The sequence below is a fragment of the Streptomyces sp. NPDC015661 genome (assembly GCF_043077765.1).
Classification (GTDB): Bacteria; Actinomycetota; Actinomycetes; order Streptomycetales; family Streptomycetaceae; genus Streptomyces.
In genome coordinates, this window is the sequence record NZ_JBIBST010000006.1 from 490307 (window position 1) to 507978 (window position 17672).

General features: G+C 75.2%; 16 protein-coding genes. 9 read left to right on the plus strand and 7 right to left on the minus strand.

Annotated elements, in window-relative coordinates:
- The first annotated feature begins 12 nt into the window (after nt 1-12).
- On the plus strand, nt 13-489 hold the full coding sequence (locus ACF07V_RS19265) for an NUDIX domain-containing protein (protein WP_392155553.1): 477 nt from the start codon (nt 13-15) through the stop codon (nt 487-489).
- A gap of 62 nt (nt 490-551) precedes the next feature.
- Entirely contained in the window at nt 552-797 is a 246-nt protein-coding gene (locus ACF07V_RS19270; protein WP_189806716.1) for a hypothetical protein, read from the plus strand.
- A gap of 65 nt (nt 798-862) precedes the next feature.
- On the opposite strand, the gene ACF07V_RS19275 is transcribed toward ACF07V_RS19270, so the two are convergent.
- Both ACF07V_RS19275 and ACF07V_RS19280 read right to left on the minus strand, forming a co-directional pair.
- Nucleotides 863-2068 (minus strand): cytochrome P450, encoded by a 1206-nt coding sequence (locus tag ACF07V_RS19275; protein WP_392155662.1) that lies wholly within the window; start codon nt 2066-2068, stop codon nt 863-865.
- Nucleotides 2069-2278: 210 nt separating this feature from the next.
- Nucleotides 2279-4180, minus strand: coding sequence for a potassium channel family protein (locus tag ACF07V_RS19280; RefSeq protein ID WP_392155664.1), 1902 nt, complete (start codon nt 4178-4180; stop codon nt 2279-2281).
- A 322-nt stretch (nt 4181-4502) separates the two neighbouring features.
- On the opposite strand from ACF07V_RS19280, the gene ACF07V_RS19285 reads away from it, so the two are divergent.
- Complete coding sequence (locus ACF07V_RS19285) at nt 4503-5771, plus strand: D-alanyl-D-alanine carboxypeptidase family protein (protein ID WP_392155555.1); 1269 nt, start codon at nt 4503-4505, stop codon at nt 5769-5771.
- A gap of 209 nt (nt 5772-5980) precedes the next feature.
- Entirely contained in the window at nt 5981-6592 is a 612-nt protein-coding gene (locus tag ACF07V_RS19290; RefSeq protein WP_392155557.1) for a DUF6058 family natural product biosynthesis protein, read from the plus strand.
- A gap of 46 nt (nt 6593-6638) precedes the next feature.
- Here the strand turns inward: ACF07V_RS19290 and ACF07V_RS19295 are convergent, their stop codons facing one another.
- Together ACF07V_RS19295 and ACF07V_RS19300 are read right to left on the minus strand one after the other, a co-directional pair.
- Nucleotides 6639-9026, minus strand: a complete 2388-nt coding sequence (locus tag ACF07V_RS19295) for an ATP-binding cassette domain-containing protein (RefSeq protein WP_392155558.1) — start codon at nt 9024-9026, stop codon at nt 6639-6641.
- An 88-nt stretch (nt 9027-9114) separates the two neighbouring features.
- Nucleotides 9115-9360: a DUF5133 domain-containing protein gene (locus ACF07V_RS19300; protein ID WP_392155560.1), complete on the minus strand. Its 246-nt coding sequence runs from the start codon at nt 9358-9360 to the stop codon at nt 9115-9117.
- Between the two features lie 144 nt (nt 9361-9504).
- On the opposite strand from ACF07V_RS19300, the gene ACF07V_RS19305 reads away from it, so the two are divergent.
- Entirely contained in the window at nt 9505-10542 is a 1038-nt protein-coding gene (locus ACF07V_RS19305; protein ID WP_392155561.1) for an NAD-dependent epimerase/dehydratase family protein, read from the plus strand.
- Nucleotides 10543-10586: 44 nt separating this feature from the next.
- On the opposite strand, the gene ACF07V_RS19310 is transcribed toward ACF07V_RS19305, so the two are convergent.
- Together ACF07V_RS19310 and ACF07V_RS19315 are read right to left on the minus strand one after the other, a co-directional pair.
- A complete protein-coding gene (locus ACF07V_RS19310) occupies nt 10587-11450 on the minus strand; it encodes a glutathione S-transferase C-terminal domain-containing protein (protein ID WP_392155563.1) in 864 nt (287 codons plus the stop codon).
- A 155-nt stretch (nt 11451-11605) separates the two neighbouring features.
- Nucleotides 11606-11758 carry a hypothetical protein gene (locus tag ACF07V_RS19315; protein WP_392155565.1) on the minus strand — a complete coding sequence of 51 codons (153 nt, stop codon included), beginning with the start codon at nt 11756-11758 and terminating at the stop codon, nt 11606-11608.
- A 396-nt stretch (nt 11759-12154) separates the two neighbouring features.
- On the opposite strand from ACF07V_RS19315, the gene ACF07V_RS19320 reads away from it, so the two are divergent.
- From ACF07V_RS19320 to ACF07V_RS19335, 4 genes are all read left to right on the plus strand, one after another.
- A complete protein-coding gene (locus ACF07V_RS19320; RefSeq protein ID WP_392155567.1) occupies nt 12155-12610 on the plus strand; it encodes an RrF2 family transcriptional regulator in 456 nt (151 codons plus the stop codon).
- A 249-nt stretch (nt 12611-12859) separates the two neighbouring features.
- Nucleotides 12860-14209 (plus strand): acyl-CoA dehydrogenase family protein, encoded by a 1350-nt coding sequence (locus ACF07V_RS19325; RefSeq protein WP_392155568.1) that lies wholly within the window; start codon nt 12860-12862, stop codon nt 14207-14209.
- Between the two features lie 189 nt (nt 14210-14398).
- Nucleotides 14399-15271 carry a universal stress protein gene (locus tag ACF07V_RS19330; RefSeq protein ID WP_392155570.1) on the plus strand — a complete coding sequence of 291 codons (873 nt, stop codon included), beginning with the start codon at nt 14399-14401 and terminating at the stop codon, nt 15269-15271.
- A 138-nt stretch (nt 15272-15409) separates the two neighbouring features.
- The gene (locus ACF07V_RS19335) at nt 15410-16072 is read left to right on the plus strand and encodes a CAP domain-containing protein (RefSeq protein WP_392155572.1); all 663 of its coding nucleotides are present in this window, start codon (nt 15410-15412) and stop codon (nt 16070-16072) included.
- Between the two features lie 18 nt (nt 16073-16090).
- Here ACF07V_RS19335 and ACF07V_RS19340 read toward each other — a convergent pair whose 3' ends face one another.
- The gene (locus ACF07V_RS19340) at nt 16091-17620 is read right to left on the minus strand and encodes a sigma-70 family RNA polymerase sigma factor (RefSeq protein ID WP_392155573.1); all 1530 of its coding nucleotides are present in this window, start codon (nt 17618-17620) and stop codon (nt 16091-16093) included.
- Nucleotides 17621-17672: the final 52 nt, after the last annotated feature.

Consider the following 17672-nt stretch of genomic DNA (forward strand, 5'->3'; position numbering starts at 1 on the left):
CACACTGGGCGCATGCCGGACAAACGCAGCGCGGGCCTTCTGGTCTTCCGCCGTACCACGGACGGTGGCGTCGAGGTCCTCATCGGTCACATGGGCGGGCCCTTCTGGGCGTCCCGCGAGGAGTCGGCCTGGTCGATCCCCAAGGGGGAGTACGAACCGGCCGAGGCCCCGGAGGCCGCGGCCGCCCGTGAGTTCCTGGAGGAGCTGGGCCTCCCGGCCCCCGACGGCGAGTGGTTCGCGCTCGGCGAGTCCCGCCAGCGGAACGGAAAGCTCGTCACCGTGTGGGCCGTCGAGGGCGATCTCGACCCCGCCGAGGTGGTGCCGGGGACCTTCGTCATGGAATGGCCGCCCCGGTCCGGGATCCGGGAGGAGTTCCCGGAGATCGACCGGGTGGGCTGGTTCGCCCCGGAGGCCGCCGCTCCGCTGCTCGTCTCCGGGCAGCGGGTCTTCCTGGAGCGGCTGTCGGAACACCTCGACGGGCGGGCCTGAGGCCGATTGTCAGACCCGTACGAGAGGGTGGTGAGCGCCGAACTGTCGAGAGGGAGCCCGACATGACCACGATCACCGCCAGCGAGCGCGCGGCCGCCCAGGCGTACCTGCGGCTGCTCGAATCCACTCAGGCCGTGCTGACCGACCCGCAGCTCGCCCCGTACGCCGGGGTGATGCTCACCCATCCGATGGCGGAGGCGGACGAGGCGCTCCGCGCCGCGGGTCTCGCCGGGAACGAGGACCGGCTGTTGCGCCTCGTCTCCTCCCTGCGGGCCTCACCGGCGACCGCCTGGGGGCGCACCGGTTGACGCGGCGCGCCCGTCACGGCCGGGGCGCGCGCGGGTGCCCCGGCCGTGACCGGCCCCGTGCGTCGTCAGACGCCCGGGCGGACGGGCAGGGCCCGGACGCTGTTGCCGACGAAGCCGGAGTGGCGGGTCAGCTCGGTCTCCGGGACGGCCAGGTCCAGGTTGGGGAAGCGGGTGAACAGCGCCTCCAGGGCGATCGCGGCCTCCATCCGGGCGAGCGGCGCGCCCAGGCAGTAGTGGGGGCCGTGGCCGAGGGAGAGGTGCTTGACGGTCGCGGCGCGGGTGATGTCGAAGCGGTCCGCGTCCGGGCCGTGGGCCTTCGTGTCACGGCCCGCCGCCGAGTATCCGGCGAGGACCGGCGTGCCCTTCGGGATGACCGTGCCGTCGACGGTCAGGTCGCGGGTGGGGTAGCGGAACGGGAAGTAGCTGACCGGGCTGTCCCAGCGGAGGGTCTCCTCCACCACGTCGGCCCAGTCGGCGCGGCCCTCGATGACGAGGGCGAGCTGGTCGCGGTGGGCGCAGAGCGCCCGGACCGCGTTGGTGACGAGGTTCAGGGTGGTCTCGTGGCCCGCGACGATCATCAGGAGCAGGGTGCCGATGAGCTCGGGCTGGCTGAGCCGGTCGCCGCCCTCGTCGCGGGCCGCGATGAGGGCGCTGGTGAGGTCGTCGCCGGGGGTGGCGGCCTTGGCGGCGGCGATGGAGGCCAGGAGCTCGACGAGTTCACGGTTGGCGGCGACGGCCCGCGCGGGCTCGGTGTCGGTCGCGACGACCAGGCTGGAGAGGTGGTGCAGCCGGTCCTGGTGGGCCGGGTCGACGCCGAGGAGTTCGCAGATGACGCCGAGCGGCAGGGGCAGCGCGTAGTGGCGGCGCAGATCGGCGACGCCGTCGCCGGCGCGGGCGGCCTCCGCGAGCCCGTCGAGCAGTCCGGCGGTGACCGTCTCGACGCGCGGGCGGAGCTCCTCGACCCGGCGGGCGGTGAAGGCGCTGCTGACCAGGGTGCGCAGCCTGCGGTGGTCGGCTCCGTCGGCGGTCATCATGCCGGGGACGGTGGCGAAGGTCCGCAGCGGCCAGCCCTCGGGTATGCGGCCCTCGGCGAGGGCGGTGAAGTGCTGGGGGCCCTTGGCGACGTCGGGGTGGGTGAGGAAGTCGCGCAACGCGTCGTGGCCGAGCACCGCCATGCCCTCGATCTCGCCGGGCAGCACCACGGGAGCCACGGCGCCCTCGGCGAGCAGCCGGGCGTTGGCCGCGTGCGGGCAGCCGCCCGCCGGGTCCATGCGGTACGGCGGGCGGCCGGCGGGCGGGGTGGTGTGCGGTGTGTTCAAGGAAGGGACTCCTGACTGCGGATGCGGACCGGTGCGGGCACGTGCGGACTGTCGCGCGGCCGTCGCGGGCCGTCGAGAGCCGTCGCGGGCCGTCGCGGGCCGTCGAGAGCCGTTGAGAGCCGTTGAGGGCCGTTTCGGCACGTGGGCGGTCAGATCCTACGGTCAACCCCGCTCTGTTCTTACGGAGTTGTCCGGCGCACCGCGCTCGTCCCGGCCGCCGCGGCCGAGGAGTTCGGCCAGGCCGCGACGGGTGGCGGCCACCACCACCCGGTCCCCCACGCCGAGACGTCGCTCCGGAGGGAGGCGCGCGCCCCCGCCGCCGGCGCCGGCCGCGCGTCCGTCGAGGGCGACGACCCGCCAGGCGCCGGGGCGGAAGGCCTCGGCGACCGTCCGGCCGTCCAGGAGCGGGTGGTCCGCCACGTCCACGGCGGCGAAGAGGAGGACCCGGCGCTCGACGGGCACGGCGCCGAGGACCTGGCGGCCCATCATGGCGCCCGCGAAGGCCGGTGCCGCGAGGTGGGAGACGCTGCGGCTGCGGGTGAGGGCCCCGGGGTGGGCGGTCCGCAGGGTGCGGAAGACGGCGGTGGCGAAGTCGTCGTCGTACAGGCGCAGCACGACCCGCAGGTCGGGGGTGACGGAGCGGGCGGAGAGCGCGGCCTCCAGGTTGGTGATGTCGACGCTGGTCAGGGCGAGGAGCGCGTGGGCGCGATGGATGCGGGCCGCCTCCAGGACGCCTTCCTCGGTGACGTCGCCGATGACGGTCGGGACGCGCAGCCGGCGGGCGACGGCGATGCCCCGGGCCTCCGGGTCGGATTCGACGCACACCACCGGGATGTTGAGTCTGCGGAGCCGGGCGAGGACGCGGGTGCCGACCTTGCCGAGCCCGAGGAGGACGACATGGCCGGAGAGTCCGCGCGGCGGGCGGCGCAGGGTGGTCGCGGTGCGGAAGGTGCCGAGGCCTTCGAGGAGGGCGGCGACGATCACCGGCAGCAGGAGGAGGCCGACGAACCCGGCGAGGATCTGGAGCAGCTGGCGGCTGGTCGGCTCTCCGACGGCGGGGTCGCCGATGGCGAAGATGTCGAGGAGCGTCAGATAGGCGGCGTGCAGGGGGTGGTCGCCGGTGGTGACGGTGGACGCGAGGGCGAGCGCCAGGACGGCGGCGAAGGCTCCCGCGAGGGACCAGCGGAGCCGGCGGGAGAAGAGCGAGGCGACGGGCAGCGCGGAGGCGGCGAGGCGGGCCGCCGGCAGGGCCGGGCCGGCCGGGGTGACCGCTTCGAGGGTGACGGCGGCGCGCCCGGTGGCGGCGGCCACCGTCCGGTCGTCGGGCAGGAGGCGGGGGCCCGCGTCGCCGCTGCGCTCGGAACCCTCGCAGCCGGCCGGGTCGCCGGCGGTGGCGGAGAGCAGGGCGAGCGTGCAGAGCCCGGGGTCGGGTGCCTGGCCCGCGACGGGCGGCCGGTCGACGGCGTGCAGCAGGAGTCCCTCGGCCTGGACCACCTTGCTGGTGCCCGCGACGGCGGCCGCGGCCAGGCCGGGGGCGGCGGTGTCGACGTCCGAGAGGACCGTGGTGGCGGCGTCGAGCTTCTCGGGGTCGAGGCCGGGTTCGGCGACGGCGGCGGCCTGGTCGAGGAGTGTTTCGAGGTGCTGGCCGAGCTTGCGGTTGTAGAGCCGGATCACGAGGCGGAGCCGGGGGTTGAGGCGGCGGGCGGTGAGCGCGGCGCGGATGTTCGCCTCGTCGTCCTCGTGGACGAGGGCGAGGGCGGCGGCGCGCTCCGCCCCGGCGTCCCTCAGGGCCCGGTCGTCCGCCTCGGCCGCCTCGACGACGCGCAGGGTGCCCGTCGGATCGGCGCCGTCCTCCGTGGTTCCGGGCCCGGCCGCGGCGCCCGTGGTGCGGGTGACGGCGGCGGTGACCCGCCCGAAGAGGGCGAGCGCCCGGCCGGTGCGGCCGGCGGCGGTGCGGGGCGCGTCGGGCAGCGCCGGCACCAGGAGGGTGACCTGCTCCCCGTACACCTCGTGGAGCTCACGCGCGAGGCGGTGGGCGAGGGCGTCGTCGCCGCACACGATCATGTGCCCGGCGGGGGCGGTGCGGGACGGCCGTTCGGTCCGCGGCGCGGGCGCGCCGAACGGGCCTGCGGGGGCGGGTACGGGCCGGGCCGCCGGTTCGGCGGGGGCGGCGGCCGTGGGAGTCCCGTCCGGAACGGCGTTGCTCTGATGCGGGTATGAGGGCACGTCACAAGAATGCCCTGGGCCACCGACAGCGGGCCCGGCCCCCTCGACGGGCTCGGGACCACCCGGGCGGACGCACGACGCGCCGCCGTACGCCACACCCGCTACGCCGGTCGGCGCACTCCGATCTGCGGGCTCCGCACCTCCTTCCTACGGTGGCTGAATGATCGTCACGTCAGCTGTCCGTCATGCCGCCGCCGGTTCCGCGGCGCTGCTGTTCGTGCTGCCCGTTCCGGCGGCCGCCGCCTCTCCCGCCACCCCGGTCCCCCACGTCGCGGCCACGGTCGGGGAGCCCACCCCGCCCGCGCGCCAGTACGTCGACCGGGCGCGGCTCGACCGGAAGGGCACGCAGGTGGAGCGGCTGCCGGGCGCGCCGTCCGTGCCCCCGGTGTCCGCCCTGTCGTGGGTGGTGGCGGACGCCTCCTCGGGGGAGGTGCTCGCCGCGCGGAACGCGCACCGGAAGCTGCCGCCGGCCAGCACCCTCAAGGCCCTGTTCGCGCTCACCGCGCTCCCCCACCACAAGCCCTCCGAGCTGCACACCGTGGCCGATTCCGAGCTGACCGGGATCGGGGCCGGGAGCAGCCTGGTCGGCGTGAAGGAGGGGTACACGTACAAGGTCTCGGACCTGTGGAACGGGGTCTTCCTCAGTTCGGGGAACGACGCCGTGCACGTCCTCGCGGAGATGAACGGCGGCTGGGAGTCGATGACCCGGCAGATGCAGGAGAAGGCCCGCTCCCTGGGCGCCGAGGACACCCACGTGGTCTCCCCCGACGGCTACGACGCCCCCGGCCAGGTGACCTCCGCGTACGACCTGGCGGTGTTCGGCCGGACGGGGCTCCAGGATCCCGCGTTCGCCCGGTACTGCTCGACGCGGTACGCGGACTTCCCGGCGGGCTCCTGGTCGTACGGGATCGCCAACACCAACCGGCTCCTGACGGGCGAGGACGGCGTGGAGCGCTACCCGGGGATCCTGGGGATCAAGAACGGCTACACGAGCAACGCGGGCAACACCCTGATCTCGGCGGCCCGGCGCGGTGACCGGACGCTCGTCGTCTCGGTGATGAACCCTCAGGAGGGCGGCGGCTTCGCCGTGTACGAGGAGGCGCGGGAGCTGCTCGACTGGGGCTTCGAGGCGGCGGGGCGGGTGCAGCCCGTGGGCTCCCTCGCACCGGCACGGGTCAAGGCTGCGGCCGACGCGGGCACGCGGGCCGTGTCGGTGACCCGTGGCGGGCACGACACGAAGGCGGCGCCGGTGGCGCCCCGGGCGGGCGCCGAGCCGGGGGCGGAGGCGCTGGCCGCGGCCGGGAAGAAGGCCCCGGAGGCGGAGGCCTCGAACCCGTCGGCCGGGCTTCCGCTGGCGCTGGTGGGCTCGGCCTGTGCCGCCGCGCTCGCCCTGTGGGGCTGGCGGCGCAGGGCGGCCCGCCAGGGCTAGGGGGTGTCCGGAGAGTCGCGGGTACTGTGCGGGACTCTCCGGACACCCCCTGGGGACTCGTTCCGAGGGCCGCCGGTCGTGCGGTGCCACGGGAGCCGCCGGACCGGGTCGTGCCGGCGACGGTTCGGCCGGCGCCGCACGATCAGGGTCCTAGCCTGCGGGAACACCGTCCGGGACCGGCCCGGACGGTCTTCCCGAGGAGTGACCCGATGACGGACAGCACGCCCGCCGCCGTACGGATCGCCGAGCGGTTCCGCGAGGTGAACGGCGACCATCCGATGACGGCCGCCGACGACGCGTACGTTTCCGCCCAGTTCGTACCGCTGGAGGCGCTGTGCGCGGCGCTGGGCAGGGACGCCGACGAGGTCCGGGGGCTGATGCTCGGGGGTCTGCTGCCGCTGCCGGGCTATCTGCGGTCGGACGGCGCGGAGATGGTGCCGCGCGATCTGTTCGCGCTCGCGGAGGCGGCGGGTGGTCCCGGCCTCCTGCGCGCGTGGTTCACCGGGCACTGGGCGGACCCGGTCCGGGGCGAGGAGGAGTGGGCGGCGTACCTGAGCGGCCAGTACGTGTGCCTGCACGAGGTGACTCCGGCGAACATCCGGCGGAAGGAGGAGCTGACGGCGGAGATCACCGCGCGCCTCGCGACCGCGGGGGCGGATCCCTCGCCGGAGTGGCGCGGCGACCTCCACGCGCGCGTGGACGCGCTCGACGCCCTGGAGCCGGCCTTCACCGCGTACGACCGGCTGCGCTTCGGCGGCCCCACCTCGCGGGACACCTGCGTGGACGCGCCCCGGGCGCTGTTTCCCCGTCCACGGGACTGAGCGGCGACCCGGTGGCCCGGGGCCCCTGATCGCCGCCCGGGAACGGTCAGGCGCCGACGTACTCCGCGAGGTGCTCGCCGGTCAGGGTGGAGCGGGCCGCGACGAGTTCGGCGGGCGTGCCCTCGAAGACGATCTTTCCGCCGTCGTGGCCCGCGCCGGGGCCGAGGTCGATGATCCAGTCGGCGTGCGCCATGACCGCCTGGTGGTGCTCGACGACGATGACCGACTTGCCGGAGTCCACGAGCCGGTCGAGGAGGCCGAGGAGCTGCTCGACGTCGGCGAGGTGGAGGCCGGTGGTCGGCTCGTCGAGGACGTAGACGCCGCCCTTGTCGCCCATGTGCGTGGCCAGCTTGAGCCGCTGCCGCTCGCCGCCGGAGAGGGTGGTGAGGGGCTGGCCGAGGCTCAGGTAGCCGAGGCCGACGTCGGCGAGCCGGGCGAGGATGCGCTGCGCGGCCGGGGTGTGGGCCTCGCCGGAGGCGAAGAACTCCTCGGCCTCGGTCACGGACATCTCCAGGACCTCGCTGATGTCCCGGCCGCCGAGGAGGTATTCGAGCACCGAGGGCTGGAACCGCTTGCCCTCGCAGTCCTCGCAGGTGGAGGAGACCCCGGCCATCATCCCCAGGTCGGTGTAGATGACGCCCGCGCCGTTGCAGGTGGGGCAGGCGCCCTCGGAATTGGCGCTGAACAGCGCCGGCTTCACGCCGTTGGCCTTGGCGAAGGCCTTGCGGATCGGGTCGAGGAGCCCGGTGTACGTGGCGGGGTTGCTGCGCCGGGAGCCGCGGATCGCGCCCTGGTCGACGGAGATCACTTCCTCGCCGGCGGGGATCGAGCCGTGCACGAGCGAGCTCTTGCCGGAGCCGGCGACCCCGGTGACGACGGTGAGCACGCCGAGCGGGATGTCGACGTCGACGTCGCGCAGGTTGTGCGTGGACGCGCCGCGGATCTCCAGGGCGCCGGTGGGCGTGCGCACCGACTCCTTGACGGCGGCCCGGTCGTCGAGGTGGCGGCCGGTGACGGTGCCGGCGGAGCGCAGCCCCTCCACGGTGCCCTCGAAGCAGACGGCGCCGCCCGCCGTACCGGCGCCGGGTCCGAGGTCGACGACGTGGTCGGCGATGACGATGGCCTCCGGCTTGTGCTCGACGACGAGCACCGTGTTGCCCTTGTCGCGCAGCTGGAGCAGCAGGTCGTTCATCCGCTGGATGTCGTGCGGGTGCAGGCCGATGGTGGGTTCGTCGAAGACGTACGTGACGTCGGTGAGCGAGGAGCCGAGGTGGCGGATCATCTTGACGCGCTGTGCCTCACCGCCCGACAGGGTGCCCGAGGGCCGGTCGAGGGAGAGGTAGCCGAGGCCGATCTCCACGAACGAGTCGAGGGTCAGCTGGAGCGCGGTGAGCAGCGGCGCCACCGACGGCTCGTCGAGGGCGCGGACCCAGTCGGCGAGGTCGCTGATCTGCATCGCGCAGGCGTCGGCGATGCTGATCTTCTTGATCTTGGAGGCCCTGGCGCCCTCGCTGAGCCGGGTGCCGTCGCAGTCGGGGCAGGTGGTGAAGGTGACGGCCCGCTCGACGAAGGCGCGGATGTGGGGCTGCATGCCCTCCTTGTCCTTGGCCAGGAAGGACTTCTGGATGCGCGGGATCAGACCCTCGTAGGTCATGTTGATCCCGGCGATCTTCATCCGGACGGGCTCGTGGTGGAGGAAGTTCTGGAGTTCCTTCTTGGTGTACTTGCGGATCGGCTTGTCCTGGTCGACGAGGCCGGACTCGCTGTAGAGCCGGTAGTTCCAGCCGCCGGGGGTGTAGCCGGGGATGGTGAGCGCGCCCTCGGCGAGCGACTTGGAGTCGTCGTAGAGCTGGGTGAGGTCGATGTCGGAGACGGTGCCCCGGCCCTCGCAGCCCGGACACATGCCGCCGGTGCGCTCGAAGGTCGCCCGCTCGGTCTTCTTGTTGCCGCGCTCGACGGTGATGGCGCCGCTCGCCCGGACCGACGGGACGTTGAAGGCGTAGGCGCTGGGCGGGCCGATGTGCGGCTTGCCCAGGCGGCTGAAGAGGATCCGCAGCATGGCGTTGACGTCGGTGGCGGTGCCGACGGTGGAGCGGGGGTCGGCGCCGAGGCGCTGCTGGTCGACGATGATCGCGGTCGTCAGGCCTTCGAGGACGTCGACCTCGGGCCGGGCGAGCGTGGGCATGAAGCCCTGGACGAAGGCGCTGTACGTCTCGTTGATCAGCCGCTGTGACTCGGCGGCGATCGTGTCGAACACGAGGGAGCTCTTGCCCGAGCCGGAGACGCCGGTGAAGACGGTGAGACGGCGCTTCGGGATCTCGATGCTCACGTCCTTGAGGTTGTTCTCGCGCGCGCCGTGCACGCGGATCAGGTCGTGACGGTCGGCGGCGTGGGGGACGGACGCCCGCTCGTCCGGCCTCGGGGCCTTGCTCATCGTGTCTCCAGCCTTCGCGCGGTTCCTGACGGCGATCCTTCGCGCCCGTGGCCGAGCGCGTCGAGCACAGGGGCGAAGGTCATGGCTGTCACGCTAGTGGCGGCACGATGACGACGCTTCTCGATTCCTGATCTCCTCCCGAGGCCACGTACCGTTCGGCCGCGAGGACGGCCTCGCGGGCGGTGCGTTCTCCCATGAGGACGCACAGGGTGTACGCCGTGTCCTCGAAGCGCCGGCGGGCCGACAGGTCGCCCGGCCTGTCCAGCACGGACCGCTCCTGGACGCGGAAGTGCCGGAGCAGCCGTTCGACGGTGTTCCTGTCGGGCAGCAGCATGGCCGTTCTCCTGTCTCCTGAGTCGCTTCATATTCCCGGTCGTCGGCCGCGCTCGCGAACCGTACGGACACGCTCTGTGAGCGGGGCGCGTCCGGGGAGGCCGCCGGAGTGCGGTTCCGCCGCCGATGGCGGAGGGTCGGAGACATGAATCCGAGCACGCTTGCGCGCGTCGTCGTCACGGGCGCCACCGGCAACGTGGGAACGAGCCTGGTCCGGATCCTGGCGAGCGATCCGGGCGTCGGCTCGGTCCTCGGTCTCGCCCGGCGCAGGCCGGGACTCGATCTCCCGGGGGTGGAGTGGGCCGAGCTCGACCTCTCCCGGGAGGGGGACGCGCCGCGGCTCGCGCAGTACGTGGCGGACGCGGACGCGGTGGTGCACCTGGCGTGGCGGTTCGGTCCGACGCACGACCCGGTGGAGACCTGGGGGACCAACGTCCTGGGCGCGGTCCGCGTCTTCGACGCGGTGGCGGCCGCGCGGGTGCCGGTCCTGGTGCACGCCTCCTCGGTGGGGGCCTACTCCCCCGGGCCCGAGGGCGGCGCCCCGGTGTCCGAGGCGTGGCCGACGCACGGCTGGCCGGGCGCCGCGTACACCCGGGAGAAGGCCTATCTCGAGCGGGTCCTCGACACCTTCGAGCGGGACCATCCGCTGACCCGGGTGGTGCGGATGCGGCCGGCGTTCCTGTTCAAGGAGGAGTCGGCGAGCGGGCAGCGGCGGATCTTCGCCGGGCGGTTCTTCCCGGGGCAGCTGGTGCGGCCCGATCTGCTGCCGCTGCTCCCGGAGTTCAAGGGGCTGCGCTTCCAGGTCCTGCACACGGAGGACGCGGCGGACGCCTACCGCAGGGCGCTCCTGAGGGACGTCCGGGGCGCCTTCAACCTGGCCGCGGAGCCGGTGATCGACGCCGCGACGCTGGGTGAACTGCTGCACGCCCGCCCGGTGAAGGTGCCGGCGGGCGCGGTACGGAGTGCCTTGTCGGCGGCCTGGCGGCTGCGGCTCGCCCCGGCTTCCCCGGAGCTCTTCGACGCCCTGCGGCAGCTGCCGCTCCTCGCCACCGAGCGGGCCCGGCGGGAGCTGGGCTGGGAGCCTGCGGCGAGCTCGCTGGAGGCCCTGGAGGCGTTCTTGCGCGGGGTCCGGGCGGGCTCGGGCGACGACACGGCACCGCTCGCGGGACACCGCATCGGCTGACGCGGGCGTCGGCGCGATGCGGCACCCGGCCGTGGCGTACGGCGTCAGCGCGCCCCGGTGGTCCAGTCGACGAGGCGTATCCCGGCGCCCGCGGCCTCGCGGCCGCGGCAGTGGGCGCGGTGGCGGCGCAGGAGGGCGTCGATGTCGAGGTGGCGGGCGAACTCGGGGCGGGCGGCGAGGCGCTGGGCGTAGGCCCACAGGGCGGGGTGTGCGGCGACCCGCTCCATGGCGGTGGCGTCGAGGTGCCAGCGGTGCACGGTGTCGAGCTGGACGAGGGTGACCCAGACGTGCACGTCGGCGGCGGTGGGCGCGTCGCCGAGGACGTACGGCCCGCGGGCGAGGCGGCGTTCGAGGGAGCCGAGCGCGGCGAAGAGGACGGTGAGCGGGTCGCGGTGGGCGGACTCGCCGTCGAGGCCGAGCTCGCCGGCGCGCTGGGCGGCCCGGTTGACGCTCCGCTCGCACAGGTCGGCGATCGCGTCGACGGCGTCGCGGTGCTCCTCGGGCAGCAGGTCGGGGCCGTCGCCCCGGAAGCGGAGGGCGAGGTCCCGGAGGATGTCGGGGACGTGGGTGCTGACGATCCGTCCGGTCCATCCGTCGCTGAGTACGGGTGCGGTGGCCGGCCCGGTGTAGAGGTGGGCGCTCGCCTCGTACAGCGGGCGGAGCGCGGCGTACCCGCCGTCGGGTGTGTCGGGGGTGCCGGGGAGCACGGTGAGCGGGAGCGTGTCGTCGAGTCCGAGGAGTCCGTGGGTGAGGGCGATGCTCAGACACCGGGGGTCGGACGGTTCGACGTGCAGGCGGTAGCGGTGGGGCACGGCGTAGTGGCCGCTGCACGCGTCGCGGCCGATCCTGCCCCGGAAGGCGGGTACGGCGGAGGCGGGCAGGAGCGAGGTCGGGACGACGACGGACATGTTTCTCCCTCGGGGGTGCTCGGTGCTGGGCCGGGCGGCGCGCGGCGGTCCGGTCGGGACGGTGTGACGCGGGGTCGCGCGGGGCCCGGGGGCAGCAGAGGTACGGGAAGAGGAGACGGGCGGACCGCGGGGGCGCCCGGGGCCGGTCCGGCGGATCAGGCCTCGGCGGACGGGCGGACGCCCGGGCGGGCAGGGCGACTCGCGGCGCTGCAGACCCGCAGCAGATCGATGTGCCTGCGGGAGGTGAGGGGCAGCGAGCGCGGGAGGGGCGCGGCGGGTGAGGTGTCCCTCCGGCCGGTGCGTCCCATGGTTCCCTACCTGTTCGCTCGGTTTCCCGTCCATGAGTGTCCGGCGGGTCATGGGTGACGTCAAGGGTGCGGTCCGGCTCGTCTCACGGCATGGAACGGGCCGGCGGATCGAGCGCCCGGACCCGCCGCGCGGGCGGTGGAACGGGCGCGCGGACCCGCCGCGCGGGCGGTGGAACGGGCCGGCGGATCGAGCGCCCGGACCCGCCGCGCGGGCGGTGGAACGGGCGCGCGGACCCGCCGCGCGGGCGGTGGAACGGGCGCGCGGACCCGCCGCGCGGGCGGTGGAACGGGCGCCCGGACCCGCCGCGCGGGCGGCGGAACGGGCGCGCGGACCCGCCGCGCGGGCGGCGGAACGGGCGCGCGGACCCGGTCACGTCCGTGCGGAATAATGCGCGCATGCGCATTTCAGCCAGGGCCGACTACGCGGTGCGGGCCGCCCTCCAGCTCGCCGCAGCCCAGGACGCGGGGCCACTGAAGGCCGAGTCCATCGCGGTGGACCAGGACATCTCGCACAAGTTCCTGGAGGGCATCCTCGGCGACATGCGCAAGGGCGGTCTGGTGCAGAGCCAGCGCGGCGGCAACGGCGGGTACTGGCTGGCCCGGCCGGCCGAGACGATCTCGGTCGCGGACGTCATCCGCTGCGTGGACGGCCCGCTGGTCTCCGTGCGCGGGGAGCGGCCGCCGGACCTGTCGTACACGGGGCCCGCCGAGTCGCTGCTCACACTGTGGATCGCGCTGCGGGCGAGTGTCCGCGGGGTGCTCGGGGTGTCCCTCGCGGAACTCGCGGCCGCGAAGCTCCCGCCGGAGATCGTCGCGCTCGCGGACGATCCGGAGGCGTGGACCAACCCCTGACTCGCGCCGGGCCGACTCCTGACCCGTGCCGGGCCGACTCCTGAGCCGTGCCCCGCGGCCCCCTGACCCTCGCCGGGCCACTTCCCGTCCCGTACGGAGGTCAACCTCCTGCCACCTGCGTGAACCTGACGTCGTCTCGCTCGTCGATACGAGCCTGTCCAGTACGTGGACGGCCCTTGGGGTCGAGCGGTCACCTCTGCCAATATCCCTACTATTCCAGTGGGAATACTAGGGATCGGGTGAGGTGACGTGAGCACGCCGAGGAAATCGCCGAAGAGACCAGCGATACGCACCGCCTCCGCACCACCCGGCCGGCCCGCCGACCGGCCCGCCGACGACGAGATCTGGCCCCGCGTCACCCGCGAGCTGGCCGACGACCTGGCCGTCGACGCCCTCGCCAGGGACCGGGCCGGCAAGGCCCCCTTCGACGAGGTCGCGCGGCTCCAGGAGGCGGGCCTGCCCGCCCTCCTCACCGCGCCGGGACCGACCCGCCGGGGCGCGGACTGGCGGGCCGCCTGCGCGGTCGTACGGGAGATCTCCGCCGCCGACAGCTCCGTCGGCGAACTCCTCGCCCACCACTACGCGCTGTCCTGGAGCAGCCGCTTCTTCGGCCCCGCGGCACAGGACGTCGACGACGCGCCCTCCCCCGCGCTCTCCCTCGACGTGTGTACGGCCGAGGAGCGCTGGCTGCTCGCCGGCGGCGTCGAACCGCCGCGCGCCGGGACCGACCCCGGGCTCACGCTCACCCCCGCCGACGGTCCCGGCGGCGGCTGGATCCTCGACGGGCGCCGCGCCTTCGCCTCCGGCGTGACCGTCGCCGACCGGCTCGTCGTCGGTGCCCGGCCCGGCGGCACCGGCGACCTGCTCGTCGTCCTCGTGGACCCGGCCCACCCCGGGGTGTTCACCGACCCGGACACGGAGCGGGTCGGGCAGCGGCTGGCCGGGGCCGGCACCGTCACCTTCGACCGCGTCCCGGTGGACCCCGGGCACGTCCTGGGGGTCCTCCCGCACGACGAGCACGCCGTCGCGCCGTTCACCACCCTCGCGCCGCTCGCCCTGCGGCTGCTCCTCGTCCAGGTGGGGCTCGGCATCGCCGAGGGGGCGCTCGCCGAGGCCCGTGACATCAGCCGTGCCGGGCAGGCGGGCCCCGCGCTCGGCGACCGCGCGGGAGGCACGTCGGCCGCGGACGGGATCGCGCCGGCCGGAGCCGGGGACGACCCGTACCTCCTCCTCGCCTACGGGGAGCTGGCGACGGCCGCGCACGCCGCCGCCGCGGTGGTGGAGCGGGCGACGGACGCGCTGGCCCGGGGACTGCTCGCCGAGTGGGCGCTCGGCCTGGAGGAACGCGCCGACATCGCCGTCCTCGTGGCGGCGGCCGAGACCGTCACCGGCCGGGCGGCCGTCCACATCACCACCCGCATCCTGGAACTCGTCGACGGCACGGCGGGCGCCGACGTCCGGGGCGGCGGGCCGGGCTTCGACCGCTTCTGGCGCAACGCCCGCGCGCTCACCGCCCCCACCCAGGCGGCCCACCGGCTCCGGGACATCGGGGACCACTACCTCAACGGCACCCACGCCCGGCTCACCCTGCTCGCCTGACCCCCGCCCGAGCGGCTCCCCTGCGAACGACGGGCCGGGCGAAAGACCGACGGAGGGCCGGGCGAAGGGCCGGACGGACCGTCATGTCGGGACGTCCGGCCCTCCCGTCGAGCCGCCGAAGGGCCCAAGCTGGAGGGAGCAGGGCCGGCCGGCCGGCGGGCCCGACACCGCACCGACGGAGGCAGCCTGATGAGTCGTGAGATCGTCGCAGGAGTGGACGGTTCCCCGGAGAGCCTCGCCGCGGCCGACTGGGCCGCCCGCGAGGCCCTGCGCCGGGGCCTCCCGCTACGGCTCGCGCACGCCTGGCGCTGGGAACCGCTCGACATCCCCCTGGTCCAGGACCCCGAGGAACAGCAGCGCGCGGCGTACGCCGTCCTTCGCGAGGCCGAGGCCACGATCGCCGAGCGCCACCCGGGGCTCGCGCTCACGGCCGAGCTGCTCCCCGACACCCCGGTCGCCGCGCTGCTCGGCACCGAGGAGCGGGCCGAACTGCTCGTCATCGGCTCGCGCGGGCACGGCGCCGTCACCGGCTTCCTGCTCGGCTCGTACGGGCAGCAGATCATCGCCGGCGCCACCCGTCCCGTCGTCGCCGTCCGGTCCCGCGACGGCGAGCAGGCCGAACCGCCCTCGGGGTACGTGCTCGTCGGTCAGCACGGCACGCCGGAGGACAGCGCGGCCGCGCTCGGCTTCGCCTTCGAGACGGCGGCCGCGCGCGGGGCGGCGGTGCGGGCCGTGCGGGCGTGGAGCCTGCCGCCCCTCTACGCGTACAGCCCGGCGTCGATGCGGCTCGCGGACGAGGCCGGCGGTCTCGTCCCGTACGAGGAGAAGGCGCTGCGCGAGGCGCTCTCCCCGTGGCGCGAGCGGTACCCCGACGTGCCGGTCGTCGAGCACGTCGAGCTGGGCAGCGCGGGGCAGGTGCTGCTCTCGGGCTCGGGCGGCGCCCAGCTCCTCGTGGTCGGCCGGCGCGCCCGTCGCGGGGCCCTCGGGCCGCGGATCGGTTCGGTGGCGCACGCGGCGCTCCACCTCGCGCCCTGCCCGGTGGCGGTAATCCCGCAGGGCTGACAGGCTCGGACGTGGGTTGACGCACTGCGTTGACGAGGAGTGTCGGGGCGGCCGGGGCCGGAAAGTCTTACCGCCGTCGCCCCGGTGGCTCTCCGAGCGCCGGACCGAACGGCGACCCCGGCGAGAGAGCGGAGCTCCATGCGGCACCACGACCGTCCCGGCCACCCCGACGACCACGACCACGGCGACCGCTTCGCGAATCCCCGTCCTCCGGCCGCGGGCAGGCACCGGAGAACGGGCGGGGTGCGGGGGCTCGGTGCGCGCCGTCCGTCGTTCCGAACCGCCGTCACCCTGGCCGGAACCGCGGCCGTCGTGCTCACGGTGGCGACCGGGATGTACGTGGCCACTCCCGCGACCGGCACGACGGCCACCGCGGCCACCGCCCCGGAGCGGCCGACGGCGGCCGCCGCGAAGGCCGCGCGGTTCGTGCGGGACGTCGTGGAACTCGCCAACGCCGAGCGGGAGAAGGCCGGTTGCGGCCCGCTCCGCTCCGAGGGGCGTCTGCGGGTCGCCGCGCAGGGGCACGCCGACGACATGGCCGCCCGCGACTACTACGAGCACCACAGTCCGGAGGGCCGGGACGCGGGCGACCGGATCACCGGCGCCGGGTACGCGTGGTCGACCTGGGGGGAGAACATCCACCGCGGGCCGAAGACCCCGGCGCGGGCCATGGAGGACTGGATGGACAGTCCCGGGCACCGGGCGAACATCCTCAACTGCTCGTTCAAGGACATCGGCGTCGGGGTGACCCTCGCCGCCAACGGGCCGTGGTGGGTCCAGGACTTCGGCGCGAGACGCTGAGCGGCCGCCGTCCCCCGTTCAGGAGGCGGGGGCGGCCAGCTCCTGCACCCAGATCCGTCCGGCGGGGCCGGGCACCGACGCCACGCCGGTGTCCCGGTACCGGCAGTCGAGCATGTTCCGCTCGTGCATCGCCCCGTCCCGCCAGTCCTCGACGACGGCCTCCGGACCGGTCGCACCGCGTGCCAGGTTCTCGGCCAGGGCGCTCCAGTCGTATCCGGCGGCGGTGATCCGCGCGTCCGGGAACTCGCCCTCGGGGCTGCCGTGTCCGTAGTAGCCGCGCGCGGCCATGTCCCGGGCGTAGTCGCGGGCCGCCTCGACGAGCCGGGGGTCGGTGCGCAGCGGGCCGCAACCGGCCTTCGCCCGGAGGCGGTTGACGAGGGTGGTGACCCGCTCCCCCGGGTCGGCGGCCGGTGTCGGGCGGGTGGTGCGCCGGGGGGTGGGGACGGCGGTCGTCGGCACGGGGGCGGCGGTGACCACCGGGCTCGGGGAGACGGTGGCCGGGGCGGTCGTCGCGGGGGGTTCGGCGACGGGTCGCTCGGGCCTGACCCGTGCCTCCGGCCGCGGCGGTACGAGGAGGGCGACCGCCCCGAGGACGGCGACGGCCGCGAGGCCGGCGACGGTGGCGCGGCGCCAGGGGAGCGGGCGAGGGGCGGCGACGCCGGACGCGCCGGGCTGCGCGGACGGGTGCGCGAGGGTCTCCACCGCGGGTCCGTCGGCTTGCGGGGACACGTGGGCGACGGTCTCCACCGCCGGTCCTTCCGTGTGCGAGGCCGCGAGCGTCAGGGGCGGGACGAGGCCGATGCCGACGAGGAGGCCCTCGACGGGGGCGAGTCCGCTGCGGCCGGCCGCGCGGGAGGCGCAGTCGGCGCAGGTGCGCAGATGGCGGGCGATCCGCTTGCGCCAGAGCGGGGAGGGCCGGCCGTCCCAGGACGTGAGGGTCTCGGTGAGCTCCGGGCAGGGCGGCAGCGCGTCGAGGGCGCGGACCACGGCGCGCCCGGTGTCCAGGCGTTCCCTCATCCGCTGGACGCGGACGGCGGCGTGCGCCGGGGTGATGCCGAGGCCTTCGGCGAGCTCGGCACGGCTGAGTTCGCCGGCGGCTTCCAGCCACCACAGGGCGAGGAGGTCGGTGTCGTCCTCGTCGAGCCAGCGGGTCGCCCGGGCCACGTCGCGGCGCTGCCCGGAGAGGCCGAGGCGAAGGATGGTGAGCTCGGTGAAGTCGCCGGCCGGGTCGGCGAGCTCCGCGGCCCGGTCGAGGCCGGGGACGGGAGCCCGCCGGTGTTCGTGCCAGCGGCGCCGTATCCCGTTCATGGCGATGGCGACGAGCCAGGACCGGAAGCGGGAGGGGTCGCGCAGGCCGGTGAGGCCGTCGAGGGCGCGGACCATCGTCTCCTGGACGATGTCGTCCGTGTCGGCGTGGCCGTCGAGGGCCCGGCCGACGATGTTGTGGACGAGCGGAAGGTGGTCGCGGACCAGGGTGTCCCTGGCGTCCGCGTCACCCGCCCTGGCCGCCTCCACGAGCGCGGTGGTGCGTCGCTCGTCGCTGTGCATGGGTCTGCTCCCTCATCCCTGGTCCGAGTCCCCCGTCGTCAGGAGACCCGCG